Source organism: Flavobacterium sp. LM5, assembly GCF_002017945.1.
Taxonomy (GTDB): domain Bacteria; phylum Bacteroidota; class Bacteroidia; order Flavobacteriales; family Flavobacteriaceae; genus Flavobacterium; species Flavobacterium succinicans.
Map to the genome: position 1 here is coordinate 783,808 of NZ_MUFX01000001.1, position 15,558 is coordinate 799,365.

The window sequence follows — 15,558 nt, forward strand, 5'->3', positions numbered from 1 at the left end:
CAAAGAAATGCAAAAGAATTTCTTCTACTTCTTTGATCCGTGTTCGTTTTAATGTTACTGCTAGAAGTTCAACTTCACAAAACTCCAATCTAAAGTTTTATACAAAATCAATTCATTTTCTAAAGTAGGCAAATCCATAATCAATTTTAGCGTTTCGTGTGCCATCATCGTTCCAATCATTCCTGGAAGAGTTCCCAATACTCCATTTATATTGCAATTGGGTACTGTTTTTGGATCGGGTGGTTCCGGAAATAAATCCCGAAGATTTTTACTTCCTTTATGATTGAAAACCGCCATTTGTCCTTCGAATTGTAAGATGCTACCGTAAACTAAAGATTTTCCTAAAGTAACACAAGTATCGTTTACTAAATAACGAGTAGTAAAATTATCGGATCCATCCACAACGATATCAAATCCTTGGATAATTTCAGAGGCGTTTTCAATGGTTAGTTTCGCTTCAAAAGCTTCTACTGTAATCAAAGGATTCAACGCTTCTAATTTTTCTTTTGCTATCAACGCTTTTGATAAACCTACTTGGTTTTCAGTGTATAAAATTTGCCGATGAAGGTTGTGGATTTCGATTTTGTCAAAATCTATAATTCCTATGGTTCCTACTCCTGCGGTAGCGATGTATTGCAATATTGGACAACCTAAGCCTCCGGCACCTATCACCAATACTTTGGCTTTTTTGAGTTTTTCTTGTCCTTCATCACCTATTTCAGGCAGCATAGTTTGTCGGTTATATCGAAGAAATTCTTGTATGATACTCATGTATTTTGGTTTAAAAATGGTGTTGTTAGCAATTCTACGTGAGGGATAGGAGCGGCATCCTCTTGGGGCGGGGTTCGCCCCAAGAGATATAGCGGATAGCCCGACCCGAAGTTTTTACGTAGGGGCACGTCCAAATTATGACTATGTTTTTTGATGAACGAAATAGGGGTTGTCTTTCCAAACGGGTTCATAGCCTTTGTCTTGTATTATTTGAGCGATTTGATGTACGGGGCGTTCATCGCTAATTTCGAATTGTTCCAAAGATTGCGGGTCTACGACATAGCCTCCGGGGTTGGTTTTAGAACCTGCACTCATACTCGTCACTCCAAGAGGAATACTATTGTTTCTGAATTTTTCGTTTTCTCGGGTCGAAATGGAGATTTCTAAATCTTCGTTCCATAAACGATAGGCGCAGATGAGTTGGGTCAAATCTTTGTCATCCATAATAAAATTGGGTTCGATGATGCCCTCGGCAGGTCGTAAGCGCGGGAAAGAAACGGAGTATTTGGTACGCCAATAGGTTCTTTGCAAATAGTCTAAATGTAAGGCATTGAAAAAACTATCGGTACGCCAATCTTCAAGGCCTAACAAAACACCTAGACCAATTTTGTGAATGCCTGCTTTGCCAATGCGATCTGGTGTGTCTAGCCTGAAATCAAAATTGGATTTCTTACCCTTGGTGTGGTATTTTTTGTAGACTTCTTGGTGATACGTCTCCTGATAGACTAAAACGGAATAGACTCCTGCTTTATGTAAAGACTCATATTCTTCTTGCGAAAGGGGCTGTACTTCAACAGAAATGTTTGAAAAAGTGTTTTTGATTTGGTCAATTGCATTGAGAAAATAGTTGATGTTTACTGTATAATTGGCTTCTCCTGTTACCAATAATACATGGTCAAAACCTAGTTTTTTTAGGGCATCAACTTCTAGTTTTATTTCACTATCGGTTAATGTTTTTCGTTTAATTTTATTGTCCAAACTAAAGCCGCAATAGGTACAAATGTTTTGGCATTCGTTGCTCAAATACAAAGGGGCATACATTTGAATGGTTTTGCCAAAACGCTTTTTGGTTAGCTCGTGACTTATTTGCGCCATTTGTTCTAAATAAGGCTGGGCAGCAGGCGAAATCAAAGCTAGAAAGTCATCGAGATTGCGTTTGGTTTTGGCTAAAGCTTGTTCGACTTCTTTGGAAGTTGTCTGATAGATTTTAGTTTGAATCTTGTCCCAGCTGTATTGTTCGAAAATTGATTTGAAATTTGTCATTTTAAATTTTTTTCAGACATTCTTACTTATTTTTTTGTACGCAGATTTTTTTGTCTTTTTTATTTTTTTGCTGCAGCAATTGAGTTGTTGTTTGTGGCACGCAGATTTTGCAGATTTTTTTATCTTTTTATTTTTCACCACAGGAATTACCTTGCTGTTTGTGGTAAGCAGATTTTACTGTTTTTTTATCTGCTAAAATCGGTAGAATCTGCGTGCTAATTTTTTATACTTTATTGGCTATTCGTTTTATGTCTTCTAAAATAGCTGCAGTGTTGAAATTAACAAGAAGCCCCAGTTTTTTATTTGTCAATTTTAAATAATTGGTAATTTGTTTGTAATGAATTGGCGCTAATTCTTCAACTGATTTTAGCTCAATAATGACTTTGTCTTCAACAAGTAAATCAATTTTAAAGGCTACATCTAACGTGATTCCGTCATAAGGAATAGTGATTGCAATTTGCCTTTCAACTTTTAAATCCATTTTAGTTAATTCATAATACAAAGCGCTTTCGTAAACAGATTCAAATAAACCTGGTCCAAGAGTATTGTAAACCTTGAAAATAGCTCCTCTTATTTTGAATGATATTTCATTTTCTGTCATTTTTTAGTATTTTCTTTGAAGGATAGTTTTTTTATGAAAGCAGATTTTTGAATTTACGCAGATTTTTTTAAATAGGTTTTCATTTTATCTGCGTAAATCTGTAAAATCTGCGTGCCAATTTAAAAATTACTCGTATAAAAACGCTGTCAAAGGACTCGAAGCCACCGCTTGTTTGTATTGTTGAGCCAGTTTTGCTTCATAGGCTTTTCTTCCTGAAATAACAGCTTCTTTAAAAGCTTCAGCCATCAATTTGGGATTTCCCGCTATAGCAATAGCAGTATTGACTAATACGGCATCGGCACCTATTTCCATAGCTTTTGCGGCATCAGAAGGGGCGCCAATTCCTGCGTCAATAATTACGGGAACCTTACTTTGTTCGATAATAATCTCTAAAAAATCGATTGTTTTCAGGCCTTTGTTGCTCCCAATGGGAGATCCTAAAGGCATTACAGCTGAGGTCCCTACGTCTTCCAAATGTTTACACAAAACTGGATCGGCATGAATGTATGGCAAAACAATGAATCCTAATTTAGCTAGTTCTTCTGTTGCTTTTAAAGTTTCGATGGGATCAGGTAAAAGATATCTTGGATCCGGATGGATTTCGAGTTTGAGCCAATTGGTTTCCAGAGCTTCTCTGGCTAATTGGGCTGCAAAAATGGCTTCTTTTGCATTGCGTGCACCAGAAGTGTTGGGTAATAAATTAATTCTAGGATGCTTTAAATGTGCTAAAATAGCATCGGTTTCGGTTTCTAAATCGATACGTTTTAGTGCTACTGTCACCAATTCGCTTTCTGATGCTAAAATTGCCGCTTCCATTTCGGTGTTTGAACCAAATTTTCCTGTTCCTAAAAACAAGCGGGATTCGAAGGTTTTATCTCCTATTTTAAATAATGACATGGCTATATAATTTTTCGTTAAGTTCAGTTATTATTTTGCTTTTGTGATCGCTATGGGTAATGATTCCTGATACTGCGATACCGTGAATGCCAGTAGTCATGAGTCCCTCTACATTTTCTAGCGTTATGCCTCCAATAGCATAAATTGGTGTTTCTTTTTGTTTTGGATTCAATTGATTTAGTATCGATTGATAGCCTCGCAATCCTAAAATAGGACTTAAATTAGCTTTGGTTTTGGTAAATTGATAAGGGCCTAAACCAATGTAGTCACAGCCATTATTGATATGATTGAGCACGTCTTCTAGTGTATTGGCAGTGGCGCCAATAATTTTTGTATTCCCCAAAATAGTTCTGGCTTCAGGAATACTCATGTCAGTAAGTCCAAGATGAACACCATCTGCAGCGATATGTTCGGCTAAATGGACATCATCGTTAATGATAAAGTTTGCTAAGTATTCTTCACACAAAAAATGTACGGCTTCGGCCAATGCAAAAGATTTGTTTGTTTTTTGATTCTTAAATCGCAACTGAATCCAATCACATCCATGATCTAAGGCTTGATGAATATTGTACAATTGTTCTTTAACCGTGTCTCCTTGAGAGATGTATTGTAGTTTGTTATACATAATGATGTCCTAATTTAGAGGGAGTTGACAATAAATAGTTCTCTGTGTAGGTTTTAGCCTTTTCGCAAGCCGTTTTTAGGTTTTGTCCTATGGCTAGATTTGCTGTAATCGCTGATGACAAAACACAGCCCGAACCATGTTTTTCGAAAATTTCTTTTTTAGTTTTTGGACGAAAACGAAAAAATTCATTTTCTAGGTATAAATAATCAATGCCAATTTCATCGGGCTTATGACCACCTTTTAGTAAAACGGGGCAGTATTTGGAGAGTAGCATTGCTGTAGTTTCTGCATTAATTTCTTTAGAAGATAATTGTAAAATCTCATCGTAATTGGGGGAAATTAAATGAATTTCTTTCAGTATTTCAATCAAAGTAGTTTGGTTTTCAATAGTTAAAAAATCAAATTCTGTAGTCGATTTTAAAACGGTATCCCAAACTATTTTGGTTTGTGGCGAATGTTTTTTTATCGAAAAAATTATTTCTTTCAAATATTCTAAAGAAGGAACAATACCAATTTTCAAGGCTTTTATGTCGTAAGAATTAAATATTGTTTGAACAGATTGCAAAACAAAATCCAAATCCGTCCATTGTATGGCTACAAATTCATTTTCGGTTTGAATGGTATTTGCAGTACTAATAGCAAAGCCATACACTTGATGTTGTTCGAACGTCTTTACATCTGCCAAAACTCCCGCGCCTGCTGAAGGATCGAAGCCCGCAATACTTACTGCAAAAGGTCGTGACATAGTTTAAAATTTTCTATTGAATGGTTGTTGTTCCAAATACTACCTAAAAGTGCTACATCATCAAAACCAAATGCTAATGCAGTTTTGATATTTTCGGATGTAATTCCTCCCAGAGCAATCAATGCAGTTGTGTTATTTTTTCTTTGTTCTAATTCTTTTTTGAAATCCAGATTTGAAACATAATTGGGTTTTGAGATACTTTCGAAAACAGGACCAAAAAATGCGTAATCAAAAACACTTGACAGCTCTTCAAAATCGGACATTTGATGAATAGAGGTGGAGAGGCTGAATTTTTTTTCTTTCCACTTTTTTAAATGCTCTTCGGATGTTGCGACTCTGTTTTTTTCTGTAAAATGAATGCGATTAATTCCAAATTCTAGCGCTAATTGATGATGACTATGCAAAACCAATCGGTGTCTGAAAGTTGTTTTTATTTTTGATACAAATGTTTTTATTTCTGTTTCTGAAAAATCAGGTTTCCGAATATGAAGTAACTCCAATCCATTCTCAAAGAGATCGTGTATGGTGTGGATTTCGTTTGCTATTTGAATTGGACTTGTGATTAAAATCATTTTTAGATTTAAAGATTTAAAATGGTTTAGATTCAAGAATTTTAAATTTTTAAATCATTTAATTTTTCAATAATTCTAAATATAAATTTCTTTTCCGTGCTCGATAAATTCTTCAGATTTTGCCGCCATTCCTTTTTCGGCCTCGGCAACGTCACGAATTTCTTGAGAAATTTTCATAGAGCAGAATTTTGGTCCACACATCGAGCAGAAGTGAGCCACTTTTGCACCGTCTGCAGGCAAGGTTTCATCATGAAATTCACGAGCAGTATCTGGATCTAATGACAAGTTGAATTGGTCTTCCCAGCGGAATTCGAAACGAGCTTTGCTTAAAGCATTGTCTCGGTATTGTGCTCCTGGGTGACCTTTGGCTAAATCCGCAGCGTGAGCAGCAATTTTATAAGTAATCACACCATCTTTTACGTCTTTTTTGTTGGGTAAGCCTAAGTGTTCTTTTGGGGTTACATAACACAGCATAGCACAGCCGTACCAGCCAATCATAGCAGCTCCAATAGCAGAGGTGATATGGTCATAACCTGGAGCAATATCAGTGGTTAATGGACCCAAAGTGTAAAATGGAGCTTCGTCACAATGTTCTAATTGCTTGTCCATATTTTCTTTAATCATATGCATCGGTACGTGACCTGGGCCTTCAATGAATACCTGAACATCGTGTTTCCATGCAATTTTTGTAAGTTCACCTAATGTTTCTAATTCGGCGAATTGTGCGGCATCGTTGGCGTCGGCTATTGAACCTGGACGTAATCCGTCTCCAAGGGAAAAAGCAACGTCGTATTGTTTCATTATTTCGCAAATCTCCTCGAAATGGGTGTACAAAAAGTTTTCTTTGTGGTGGAACAAACACCATTTGGCCATAATTGAACCGCCACGAGAGACAATTCCTGTAACACGATTAGCGGTCAAATGAATGTAACGTAATAAAACCCCAGCGTGAATGGTGAAATAAGAAACGCCTTGCTCTGCTTGTTCGATTAAGGTATCACGAAATATTTCCCAAGTTAAATCTTCGGCTATTCCGTTTACTTTTTCTAAGGCTTGATAAATTGGTACCGTACCGATGGGAACAGGAGAATTACGGATAATCCATTCTCTGGTTTCGTGAATGTTTTTTCCTGTAGATAAATCCATAATGGTATCAGCACCCCAACGGCAAGCCCAAACGGTTTTTTCCACCTCTTCTTCGATTGATGAGGTAACTGCGCTGTTGCCAATATTGGCGTTAATTTTTACTAAAAAATTACGTCCGACAATCATCGGTTCACTCTCAGGATGGTTGATGTTGTTTGGGATAATAGCACGCCCTCTCGCTACTTCGCTGCGAACAAATTCGGCTGTAATTTTACTTTTTGGTGTGTTGGCTCCAAAACTATTTCCAGCGTGTTGGCATTGCATTGCTTTGGTTTGTTCGTTTAGTTGTTCGATACGTTGGTTTTCTCGAATGGCTATGTATTCCATTTCGGGAGTGATGATACCTTGTTTGGCGTAATGTAATTGAGTAACATTGGCTCCTTTTTTGGCACGCAAGGGTTTGTGTAAATATTCGAAGCGCAAGTAATCTAACTTTTGATCATTTAAACGGGATTTTCCGTATTCGGAGGAGATTTCGGCTAGTTCTTCTACATCATTACGATCCAGAATCCATTGTTCGCGGATTCGAGGCAATCCTTTGCGAACATCAATTTGAATGTTAGGATCTGTGTAAGGGCCTGAAGTGTCGTAAACGGTTACGGCTGGATTTTTTTCTATTCTGCCATTGGATAGTTTAGTATCCGCTAATGAAATTTCGCGCATGGCTACTTTTATGTGATGAATTTCTCCGTCGATGTATGTTTTTTTGGAATTTGGAAACGGAGTTCTTGAGATCTTGTCTTGGTTGCTCATAGCTTTAGTTTTTTTACTTTTTATTGTTTGGCTGTTTGAAAAGTGCTTTTTTTTGCGTGAGGGATAGAAGCTGGCTACCAAAGTAGCGCGTATAGCCCGACCGCATTTGTAAAAGGTGCGCTCTAAACGGTGCGTTGGATAGCGCCTTTTGCAAATGGGGTCATGCCCAAATCATCCACCTTGTGTGGCTGTAATGATGAGAATTTCGTCGGTTGCTTTAATGAGATGAGTATTCCAATTGGCTTTTGGAATGACGGTATGGTTGATGGCTAGGGCAATTCCGTTTTGATTTTCTGGAATTTCCAAGTCAATGAGAGCTTGAACCGTTAGGTTTTCGGCATCGAATTGTTTTGTTTGGTTGTTGATTTTTAGTTCCATTCCTTTTGAATTTAGTATATAGGTATACTTTAGGAATGGCTACGATTGTACCCAATTATGGTACAAGGAAGTCATCTTACTTTTCCCTACGCTAGTATGAACTAGATCAGGTTCAGAGGGTAAAATCTCAGCCTACAGTTGTAGACACCCCTAAAGTGTGAAGCAAATGTAATGAAAATTATGAATTATAAATTATAAATTATGAATTTCGTTTCCAACAATTTTCTACATGATCATTGACTATGCCTGTGGCTTGCATATGTGCGTAGATAACTGTTGAGCCTACAAACTTGAATCCTCTTTTTTTTAAATCCTTACTAATTGCATCCGAAAGAGTTGAAGTAGCTGGAACTTCTTTCAAGGTTTTAGGAAAATTATCAATGGGTGTATGGTCTACAAATGCCCAAATGTAAGTAGAGAAACTTCCAAATTCTTCTTGTATTTTAATGAAATTTTTTGCGTTGGTTACAGCGGAATACACTTTCAGTTTGTTGCGAATGATACCTGCGTCTTGTAATAGTTCTTGGATTTTATCATCAGAATATTTGGCAATTTTTTTATAATCAAAATCGTCAAATGCTTTACGGAAATTGTCTCTTTTATTTAAGATGGTAATCCAACTTAGGCCAGCTTGAAAAGTTTCTAATAGTAAAAATTCAAATAAGGTAGCATCGTCATATACTGGCTTTCCCCATTCTTCATCGTGGTAATTTTGGTATAGTGTGCTGGAGTTGCACCAGCCGCAACGTTGTAATTCTTTTTTCATTATTTTTTGATTTCCCAGTAAAACCCTTTGACAGAAGGGATGTAGGCATTCCCGTTTTTGATAATTAATTCGGTATGGATTTTTTTATTGTGCTTTATTCCGATGGCGCCCCCTTTTAAGATCGTTTGGTTTTCTTTAATATCGAAGGTTATTATTCCATTCTTAAACTTTGCATCCGAGATTTTTTCTACAAACCATGTAGAGCCCCAATAAAAGTACAATGTATTGTGCCCTGTGTAAGTTACCTTTTTTACAAGGCTTAATGATTCTTTAGGAAAATTAAAGATTTCTATGAGTTCTTTTTTGGTATATGTTTTTCCAATTTGCCCCTGTTCAAACAAATCTTTTAGAGGGGAATTAATTTTTTTTTCGAGAATTATACCTGGAGCTTCAATTATTGATTTGTCGTTTTCAATAAGTGTTTTGCTTTGATTTTTACTTGATGAAGTACGGTTTTCTTTCTTTGAGACTATTGTATTGCCTGATTTGGTAGAGGATTCATTTTCTGTAATAACTACAGAGTTGGAGTTTTGTTCTTGTGAAGTAGTGTCCTCTTTTTCGGAATCATTACCATTACAACCTATCAGGATGAATAGTGCTAAAAGAAAAATAAAGGATATTACTTTGTTCATTTTGGGTAATTTAGGGAACTTTTACTATTGAAATCAGTTGATGTATTGGGTGTAAAAATAATGATATTCAAAATAAAATTTGCCAAATTAATCTAAAATCAAAGTTTTAAACGCTTTCTTTGGATAGGTATTTTTTGATGAGGTTATGTCCCACATAAATAGCCGGAGTCAATAGTATAGCAATGGAAAGTTTAAAGGTATAGCCAGTAAGTGCTGAACTTAAAAAAGTTTCAAAATCTATTTTTCCGGGGAGCCAAAAGGCAATCCCTAAAACAATAAAAGAATCAAACAGTTGGGAAACCAAAGTGGAACCAGTGGTTCTGAGCCAAATTTTCGTATCTCCAGTTCGGTTTTTAAAGAACCAAAACACAGTAACATCAATGAGTTGTGACACCAAAAAAGCAACAATACTTCCCACAATAATCCACATACTTTGTCCAAAAACTGCTTGAAATTGGTCGTCAGTAACCGGACTTATTCCTTTGGCTGCTGGAATTGTCATGGCTAATAGTAAAATGACAAACGAATAGGCTATAAGGCAGGCCGTGATAAAAGAAAGTTTACGAACGCCTTTTTCTCCAAAATATTCATTGATTAAATCAGTGGTCAAAAAGACAATGGGCCAAGGCAAAATACCAATACTCATTACAAAAGGCCCTATTTGGATTAATTTTCCCCCAATTAGTTCGGCGGTTATAGCATTGGTAATGAAAATACCAGCTAGAATGACAAAAACAAAATCTTTACGAGTTTGAAACATAGTTTTGAGTTTGTCAAAAATAGTATTTTATTTTAAGTATTGGAATTGGAACAGTTGTTAAATAAAAAATCCCAAACGTTGTAACACGAATGGGATTTTCTAAATGGTTATAATGATCTTATTAGTAAATCTGTTTTACTCCTCTAGCATTGTCGAATACATAACTTACTAACCAAGCAATTTGACCTTGCTTTGCAAAATAAATCTTTTTGCTTTTCATGTCTGGAATAACTTCAAGACAAGTTTCTAAAAGATTAAATGCGGCGATTAAGTTTTTTTGTTGGTAAGTATTCAATACTTTTTTCTTTTCAACATTATTTTCTGCATCAATAGAAAATCTTTGGTAATTATTTTCAGCTATTGCTTTTAAAGAAAGAATGTCATCATACGTCACTGGTGTAAAGTTTTCTTCTGCTTTTTGTCCAGTAAGTAAAGTGTAAAATGCCCAAGCTGCACCACCAGAAATGTAAACGTTGTTTTTTTGTTGAGATTCAGGACGGTTTGTGTACATTTTTTTGAATGTTTCTCTCAATGTTGGCAGGTATTCAAACATTTGCTCGTTAAATTCAAAAACTGTTTTTTGCTTACATTTTTTGTTAATAAGCTCTGTTAAAGTTACCGTACCTATATCTGATGAAATAGGAAAGAAAACTCCAGAACCATTGATTTCTTTAGCATAACCACCTTTGGAATTACCACCACCAATATCTACAATTACTGAATTTAAGTAGTTTTTTGGAGGAATACATCCTTTTAATAAAAGTCTAGCTTCGATAGATGAAGAAATAACTTCTGTATTTTTCTTTGTTAAAGCTTTAATTTTGTCGGTTAGTTCGGCAGTATTTGTTGCTAAACCTACACCTGAAGAAGCTACAATAAAAATATTCTTGTCTTCAATTTTATATTCAGACAGCATTTTGTTATAGTTGGTTAAAACCACAGCGACAGCCCTGTCAATGTCTTCTTTGAATAGCGTTCCGTCAATGGAAATTCCAGTTGCAATACCCACGTTTTCAGTCCAAAATTCTTTTACATCATAGTAATTTTTCTTTAGGTTTTCAACCTCTAGGACCGTCATTTTAACACCTTTACTTCCAATTTCGATACCTCCGTACAGTTGGGAGTATGACGAAAAAGAAAAGGATAAAAGAGCTAAAGCTAAGTAGAATTTTTCTTTCATTGTTTTTTTGATTTGGGGTTCGATGCAAATCTATACTAAAAAATAAAAAAGACAATATTTTTTTTGCCGTTTTTTATCTATTAAAAAAAATTAAATGTTTTTTACTATTGTTAAGTTTATTTAACATTTCTTTATTGTCATGGTCGAAAAAAAATCTATTTTTGCTTCACTAAAATTAATTTTTTGCCCCAAAAAAAATAAATTATGATAAAGAACTACCTAAACAATTTTAAAAATTTTCCAAAAGAAATTTGGATTCTTACATTAATAACATTTATCAATAGAGCGGGTACAATGGTTATTCCGTTTTTGTCGAAGTACATGAAAGAAAACCTTGAGTTTTCATACAGCCAAATTGGTTGGGTTATGGTTTTTTTCGGAATAGGTTCTATTATTGGAACATGGTTAAGCGGAAAGCTTTCCGATAAGATTGGTTTTTACAAAGTAATGGTTTTTAGTTTGTTTGCCAGTGGGATTATTTTCATTTTACTGCATTATGCTAAAACATTCGAAGAAATGTGTGTCGGGATTTTAGTACTGACTACAATTGCTGATATGTTTCGCCCTGCTATGTTGGTTTGTCTCAAAACGTTCACTACAAAAGAAAATCGTGCTAGTGCTTATTCCTTGACTAGAGCAGCTGTAAATCTTGGGTTTCTTTTTGGTCCAGTTTTGGGAGGTTTAATTATTATGCAATCGGGTTACGAATTTATTTTTTATGCCGATGGTGCTACTTGTATCTTGGCAATTATCGTTTTTGTTTTATTTGTCAAAGAAAGACAATTGCCAGTAAGAACAGTCGCTGACGGTTTGAAACCTCAGAATATTTCAGTGATGAAGGACAAGCCGTTTATGCTTCATTTGGTGATTTGTTTGATCACGGGAATTTTGTTTTTTCAAATATTTACTACTTTGCCTTTGTATCACAAAGAGCAATTTAATATGTCAGAGTTTGATAGTGGATTGCTGTTAAGCTTAAATGGATTGTTGATTCTGTTGTTTGAGCTGCCAATTGTAAATTATGTTAGTAGAAATAAAATAAACAATCATAGGGTGATATTTATTGGTTTGGTGTTGATGGCTACCAGTTTCTTATTCTTGCTTTACCAATGGGAAGGAATGTTGATCCCAATGATGCTTTTCATGACTTGTGGTGTAATGTTGACGTTTCCATTCGCTAATTCGTTTGCTATGGATAGAGCATATGAGCAGAGAGAAGGTAAATACATGGCTGCTTTTACTATGAGTTATAGTTTTGCACATATTTTGAGTGCCAAAACAGGAATGCAAATCATACAAAATTCTGGTTATGAAACCAACTGGATCGTAATGTCGATTCTTGGAGTTGTAGGTTCTTTGTTGGTTTTCAAATTGTTTGCTATGGTGGAGAAAGAAGCGTTAAGTAAAGCGACGATGATTCCTGTAGAGAATGATAGTCATATTCAGAAATAAGTAATAGAGTACTTTACTAAATTTTAATTAAAACAGTAGTAATTTAGTTTACTGCTGTTTTTTTATGATAATATTTCTTTTAGCTTGCATCAGTCTTTTAGTTCTGGTCAAAAACAAGTGTCTATTTTACGTCATTAATGTTATGTTGCGTTGTACAACTTTGCAATTTTGCGCAAGCCATCAATTAAAAAAGTCCCAACTTCAATTGAAGTTGGGACTTTTGTTTGAAATTACAAGAAGTAAAATCAATATTTTAATTATCCTAGAGCAGCTCTTTTGAAACCAGTTACGATAAGATCTTTGTCTAAAGATTTAGCATAAGCAGCAACGCTTAATTTGTTGTCTTTAATGTAGTCTTGGTTTACTAAAGTGTTGTCTTTGAAGAAACGAGCTAATTTACCTTTAGCGATATTGTCTAACATAGCTTCTGGTTTACCTTCTTGACGCAAAAGGTCTTTAGCGATTTCAATTTCTTTAGCGATAGTATCAGCATCAACACCATCTTCATTAAGAGCGATTGGCGCCATTGCAGCAGCTTGCATAGAAATGTTTTTAGCAACTTCATCAGCACCTTCAATGTTTTTAGATAATGCAGTTAAAGTAGCAATTTTGTTACCAGCGTGGATGTAAGAACCGATAAAAGCACCTTCTAATCTTTCGAAAGCACCAATTTCGATTTTTTCTCCAATAACTCCTGTTTGCTCAATTAATTTTTCAGCAACAGTAATTCCGTTGTAGTCAGCAGCCAATAATTCTTCTTTAGTGTTGAAGTTCAAACCTAAAGCAGCTAAATCTTGTGCTAATTTTACGAAAGATTCGTTTTTACCTACGAAGTCAGTTTCACAGTTTAATGAAACTACAACTCCAGCAGTTTTTTCAGCATTTACAACAGCGATAACAGCGCCTTCTGTAGATTCTCTATCAGAACGGTTAGCGGCTACTTTTTGTCCTTTTTTACGTAGGTTTTCGATTGCTAAATCAAAATCTCCTTCTGCTTCAACCAAGGCTTTTTTGCAGTCCATCATACCTGCACCTGTGATTGTTCTTAATTTATTTACGTCTGCAGCAGTAATTGTTGCCATAATATAAGGTGTTTTAATGTTAAAAGTAAAAATTCCAACCTTCAAATCCCAAATTCCAACTTTATCAGATTGTTAAATAGCTGATTTTGGAATTTGGAATTTAAAATTTGGAATTTAAAATTAGATTTATTCTTCAGTTGCTGGAGCTTCAGGAGCTACTTCTTCGGTAGCAGGAGCAGCTTCTACTTCTTTCTCAGTACCTCTATCAGAAAGGCCTTCGATTACAGCTGCAGAAACTAAAGATAAAATTTTGTCAATTGATTTAGAAGCATCATCATTTGCAGGGATAACATAATCTACTTCACGTGGATCAGAGTTAGTATCAACCATTGCAAAAACTGGAATGTTTAATTTTTGAGCTTCTTTTATTGCGATGTGTTCCGCTTTGATATCTACTACGAACAATGCTGCAGGTAGTCTAGACATATCAGCGATTGAACCTAAGTTTTTCTCTAATTTAGCACGAAGACGATCTACTTGCAAACGCTCTTTTTTAGAAAGTGTGTTAAAAGTTCCGTCTTTTTTCATCTTGTCGATAGAAGACATTTTTTTAACCGCTTTACGGATGGTAACAAAGTTTGTTAGCATTCCACCAGGCCATCTTTCAGTGATGTAAGGCATGTTTGCAGCTTTTGCTTTTTCAGCTACGATATCTTTTGCTTGTTTTTTGGTAGCAACAAATAATATTTTTCTACCTGATGCAGCAATTTTTTTCAAAGCTTCGTTAGCTTCTTCAATTTTAGCTGCAGTTTTATATAGATTGATAATGTGGATTCCATTACGCTCCATATAAATGTAAGGAGCCATATTTGGATCCCATTTTCTAGTCATGTGTCCGAAATGAACACCTGCTTCTAGTAATTCTTTTACTTCTACTTTGTTTGACATTTTTGTACTAGTTTACGTTCTGTTGATTATAGCAATGTAGGAATGGCGATGAATCGGCTTCATACATTTAGATGCTAAACTAATCTCCCGACGCATCGGGACAATAACAACATTGTTTTTAATTGAATAAATAATTCTATTAAGTCTTGTTTGAATAAAACAAGACAGGCAATATTAACGTTTAGAGAATTGGAATCTCTTACGAGCTTTCTTCTGACCGAATTTCTTACGTTCAACCATTCTTGGGTCTCTTGTTAATAAACCTTCTGGTTTCAATACACCTCTGTTTTCAGCATTTACTTCGCACATTGCACGAGCGATTGCCATTCTTACAGCTTCTGCTTGACCAGTTACACCACCTCCATAAACGTTTACTTTTACGTCAAAGTTAGATGCATTTTCTGTCATAGACATTGGTTGCATTACTTTGTACTGTAAAGTAGCAGTTGGGAAGTAAGTTGCGAATTCTTTTTTGTTTACAGTGATTACTCCTGTTCCTTCTGAAACATAAACACGTGCAACAGCCGTTTTTCTTCTACCGATTTTGTGAATAACTCCCATTACTTAAGATCGTTTAGGTTAACAGTTCTAGGTTTTTGAGCGCCTTGTTTGTGCTCAGCTCCTACAACAACATTTAAATTTCTGAAAAGTTCTGCTCCTAATTTGTTTTTAGGTAACATCCCTTTTACTGCTTTCTCAACTAATAACGCTGGGTTTTTAGATTGTAATACTTTAGCAGTTAAAGTTCTTTGTCCTCCTGGGTAACCTGTATGACGCATGTAAATTTTGTCATCCATTTTGTTTCCTGTAAGGTTAATTTTTTCTGCGTTGATAACAATTACGTTATCTCCACAGTCCACGTGTGGTGTGTAACTTGGTTTGTACTTTCCTCTTAAAATCATAGCGACTTTAGAAGCAAGACGTCCTAAGTTATGACCGTCAGCATCCACAACAATCCATTCTTTTGTAGAATTGGCTTTTGTTGCTGAAATTGTCTTGTAGCTTAATGCGTTCACAATAATAATTTTTAATTAAACATTCCATCCC

The 15,558-nt window shown here is 35.4% G+C and carries 18 protein-coding genes and 1 riboswitch; of the genes, 1 reads left to right on the forward strand and 17 read right to left on the reverse strand.

The features are described from left to right. Positions 1-60: 60 nt before the first annotated feature. The 13 genes from BXU11_RS03275 to BXU11_RS03335 all read right to left on the reverse strand — a co-directional run bounded on the left by BXU11_RS03275 (position 61) and on the right by BXU11_RS03335 (position 11,089). On the reverse strand, positions 61-771 hold the full coding sequence (locus tag BXU11_RS03275; RefSeq protein WP_078211000.1) for a HesA/MoeB/ThiF family protein: 711 nt from the start codon (positions 769-771) through the stop codon (positions 61-63). Positions 772-912: 141 nt separating this feature from the next. Further along, positions 913-2,034, reverse strand: coding sequence for a 2-iminoacetate synthase ThiH (thiH, locus tag BXU11_RS03280; protein ID WP_078211001.1), 1,122 nt, complete (start codon positions 2,032-2,034; stop codon positions 913-915). 223 nt (positions 2,035-2,257) lie between these two features. Next, the gene (locus BXU11_RS03285) at positions 2,258-2,635 is read right to left on the reverse strand and encodes a GxxExxY protein (protein WP_078211002.1); all 378 of its coding nucleotides are present in this window, start codon (positions 2,633-2,635) and stop codon (positions 2,258-2,260) included. A gap of 126 nt (positions 2,636-2,761) precedes the next feature. Continuing rightward, the gene (locus BXU11_RS03290; RefSeq protein WP_078211003.1) at positions 2,762-3,532 is read right to left on the reverse strand and encodes a thiazole synthase; all 771 of its coding nucleotides are present in this window, start codon (positions 3,530-3,532) and stop codon (positions 2,762-2,764) included. Continuing rightward, entirely contained in the window at positions 3,519-4,157 is a 639-nt protein-coding gene (locus BXU11_RS03295; RefSeq protein ID WP_078211004.1) for a thiamine phosphate synthase, read from the reverse strand. The genes BXU11_RS03290 and BXU11_RS03295 overlap by 14 nt, the downstream gene beginning before the upstream one ends. Continuing rightward, a complete protein-coding gene (locus tag BXU11_RS03300) occupies positions 4,150-4,902 on the reverse strand; it encodes a hydroxymethylpyrimidine/phosphomethylpyrimidine kinase (RefSeq protein ID WP_078211005.1) in 753 nt (250 codons plus the stop codon). Before BXU11_RS03300 ends, BXU11_RS03295 begins: the two co-directional genes overlap by 8 nt. Beyond that, the gene (locus BXU11_RS03305) at positions 4,881-5,474 is read right to left on the reverse strand and encodes a thiamine phosphate synthase (RefSeq protein ID WP_078211006.1); all 594 of its coding nucleotides are present in this window, start codon (positions 5,472-5,474) and stop codon (positions 4,881-4,883) included. Before BXU11_RS03305 ends, BXU11_RS03300 begins: the two co-directional genes overlap by 22 nt. Positions 5,475-5,549: 75 nt before the next feature. Further along, on the reverse strand, positions 5,550-7,373 hold the full coding sequence (thiC, locus tag BXU11_RS03310; protein WP_078212045.1) for a phosphomethylpyrimidine synthase ThiC: 1,824 nt from the start codon (positions 7,371-7,373) through the stop codon (positions 5,550-5,552). A 171-nt stretch (positions 7,374-7,544) separates the two neighbouring features. After that, complete coding sequence (thiS, locus tag BXU11_RS03315; RefSeq protein ID WP_078211007.1) at positions 7,545-7,751, reverse strand: sulfur carrier protein ThiS; 207 nt, start codon at positions 7,749-7,751, stop codon at positions 7,545-7,547. Between the two features lie 66 nt (positions 7,752-7,817). Then, a riboswitch (TPP riboswitch) is annotated at positions 7,818-7,913 on the reverse strand. A gap of 37 nt (positions 7,914-7,950) precedes the next feature. Then, positions 7,951-8,517: a DNA-3-methyladenine glycosylase I gene (locus BXU11_RS03320; protein WP_078211008.1), complete on the reverse strand. Its 567-nt coding sequence runs from the start codon at positions 8,515-8,517 to the stop codon at positions 7,951-7,953. Continuing rightward, the gene (locus BXU11_RS03325) at positions 8,517-9,149 is read right to left on the reverse strand and encodes a hypothetical protein (protein ID WP_024980370.1); all 633 of its coding nucleotides are present in this window, start codon (positions 9,147-9,149) and stop codon (positions 8,517-8,519) included. Before BXU11_RS03325 ends, BXU11_RS03320 begins: the two co-directional genes overlap by 1 nt. A 106-nt stretch (positions 9,150-9,255) precedes the next feature. Next, positions 9,256-9,909 (reverse strand): queuosine precursor transporter, encoded by a 654-nt coding sequence (locus BXU11_RS03330; protein ID WP_024980371.1) that lies wholly within the window; start codon positions 9,907-9,909, stop codon positions 9,256-9,258. 121 nt (positions 9,910-10,030) lie between these two features. Beyond that, positions 10,031-11,089 carry an exopolyphosphatase gene (locus BXU11_RS03335; protein WP_035717341.1) on the reverse strand — a complete coding sequence of 353 codons (1,059 nt, stop codon included), beginning with the start codon at positions 11,087-11,089 and terminating at the stop codon, positions 10,031-10,033. Positions 11,090-11,293: 204 nt separating this feature from the next. Here BXU11_RS03335 and BXU11_RS03340 point away from each other — a divergent pair, with 204 nt between their 5' ends. After that, entirely contained in the window at positions 11,294-12,541 is a 1,248-nt protein-coding gene (locus tag BXU11_RS03340) for an MFS transporter (protein ID WP_024980373.1), read from the forward strand. A 257-nt stretch (positions 12,542-12,798) separates the two neighbouring features. Here BXU11_RS03340 and tsf read toward each other — a convergent pair whose 3' ends face one another. The 4 genes from tsf to rplM form a co-directional block, all read right to left on the reverse strand. Further along, entirely contained in the window at positions 12,799-13,623 is an 825-nt protein-coding gene (gene tsf / locus BXU11_RS03345) for a translation elongation factor Ts (RefSeq protein ID WP_024980374.1), read from the reverse strand. A 126-nt stretch (positions 13,624-13,749) separates the two neighbouring features. Beyond that, complete coding sequence (gene rpsB / locus BXU11_RS03350) at positions 13,750-14,511, reverse strand: 30S ribosomal protein S2 (RefSeq protein WP_078211009.1); 762 nt, start codon at positions 14,509-14,511, stop codon at positions 13,750-13,752. A gap of 174 nt (positions 14,512-14,685) precedes the next feature. Continuing rightward, the gene (rpsI, locus tag BXU11_RS03355) at positions 14,686-15,072 is read right to left on the reverse strand and encodes a 30S ribosomal protein S9 (protein WP_024980376.1); all 387 of its coding nucleotides are present in this window, start codon (positions 15,070-15,072) and stop codon (positions 14,686-14,688) included. Beyond that, entirely contained in the window at positions 15,072-15,527 is a 456-nt protein-coding gene (gene rplM / locus BXU11_RS03360; RefSeq protein WP_024980377.1) for a 50S ribosomal protein L13, read from the reverse strand. Before rplM ends, rpsI begins: the two co-directional genes overlap by 1 nt. Positions 15,528-15,558: the final 31 nt, after the last annotated feature.

Coding starts and splice junctions, on each gene's coding strand:
- thiS (WP_078211007.1), bottom strand. CDS start 7,751: ATGGAACTAAAAATCAACAACCAAACAAAACAATTCGATGCCGAAAAC.
- BXU11_RS03335 (WP_035717341.1), bottom strand. CDS start 11,089: ATGAAAGAAAAATTCTACTTAGCTTTAGCTCTTTTATCCTTTTCTTTT.
- rpsB (WP_078211009.1), bottom strand. CDS start 14,511: ATGTCAAACAAAGTAGAAGTAAAAGAATTACTAGAAGCAGGTGTTCAT.
- BXU11_RS03305 (WP_078211006.1), bottom strand. CDS start 5,474: ATGATTTTAATCACAAGTCCAATTCAAATAGCAAACGAAATCCACACC.
- thiH (WP_078211001.1), bottom strand. CDS start 2,034: ATGACAAATTTCAAATCAATTTTCGAACAATACAGCTGGGACAAGATT.
- BXU11_RS03285 (WP_078211002.1), bottom strand. CDS start 2,635: ATGACAGAAAATGAAATATCATTCAAAATAAGAGGAGCTATTTTCAAG.
- BXU11_RS03320 (WP_078211008.1), bottom strand. CDS start 8,517: ATGAAAAAAGAATTACAACGTTGCGGCTGGTGCAACTCCAGCACACTA.
- BXU11_RS03330 (WP_024980371.1), bottom strand. CDS start 9,909: ATGTTTCAAACTCGTAAAGATTTTGTTTTTGTCATTCTAGCTGGTATT.
- tsf (WP_024980374.1), bottom strand. CDS start 13,623: ATGGCAACAATTACTGCTGCAGACGTAAATAAATTAAGAACAATCACA.
- thiC (WP_078212045.1), bottom strand. CDS start 7,373: ATGAGCAACCAAGACAAGATCTCAAGAACTCCGTTTCCAAATTCCAAA.
- BXU11_RS03325 (WP_024980370.1), bottom strand. CDS start 9,149: ATGAACAAAGTAATATCCTTTATTTTTCTTTTAGCACTATTCATCCTG.
- BXU11_RS03275 (WP_078211000.1), bottom strand. CDS start 771: ATGAGTATCATACAAGAATTTCTTCGATATAACCGACAAACTATGCTG.
- BXU11_RS03340 (WP_024980373.1), top strand. CDS start 11,294: ATGATAAAGAACTACCTAAACAATTTTAAAAATTTTCCAAAAGAAATT.
- rpsI (WP_024980376.1), bottom strand. CDS start 15,072: ATGGGAGTTATTCACAAAATCGGTAGAAGAAAAACGGCTGTTGCACGT.
- BXU11_RS03290 (WP_078211003.1), bottom strand. CDS start 3,532: ATGTCATTATTTAAAATAGGAGATAAAACCTTCGAATCCCGCTTGTTT.
- BXU11_RS03295 (WP_078211004.1), bottom strand. CDS start 4,157: ATGTATAACAAACTACAATACATCTCTCAAGGAGACACGGTTAAAGAA.
- BXU11_RS03300 (WP_078211005.1), bottom strand. CDS start 4,902: ATGTCACGACCTTTTGCAGTAAGTATTGCGGGCTTCGATCCTTCAGCA.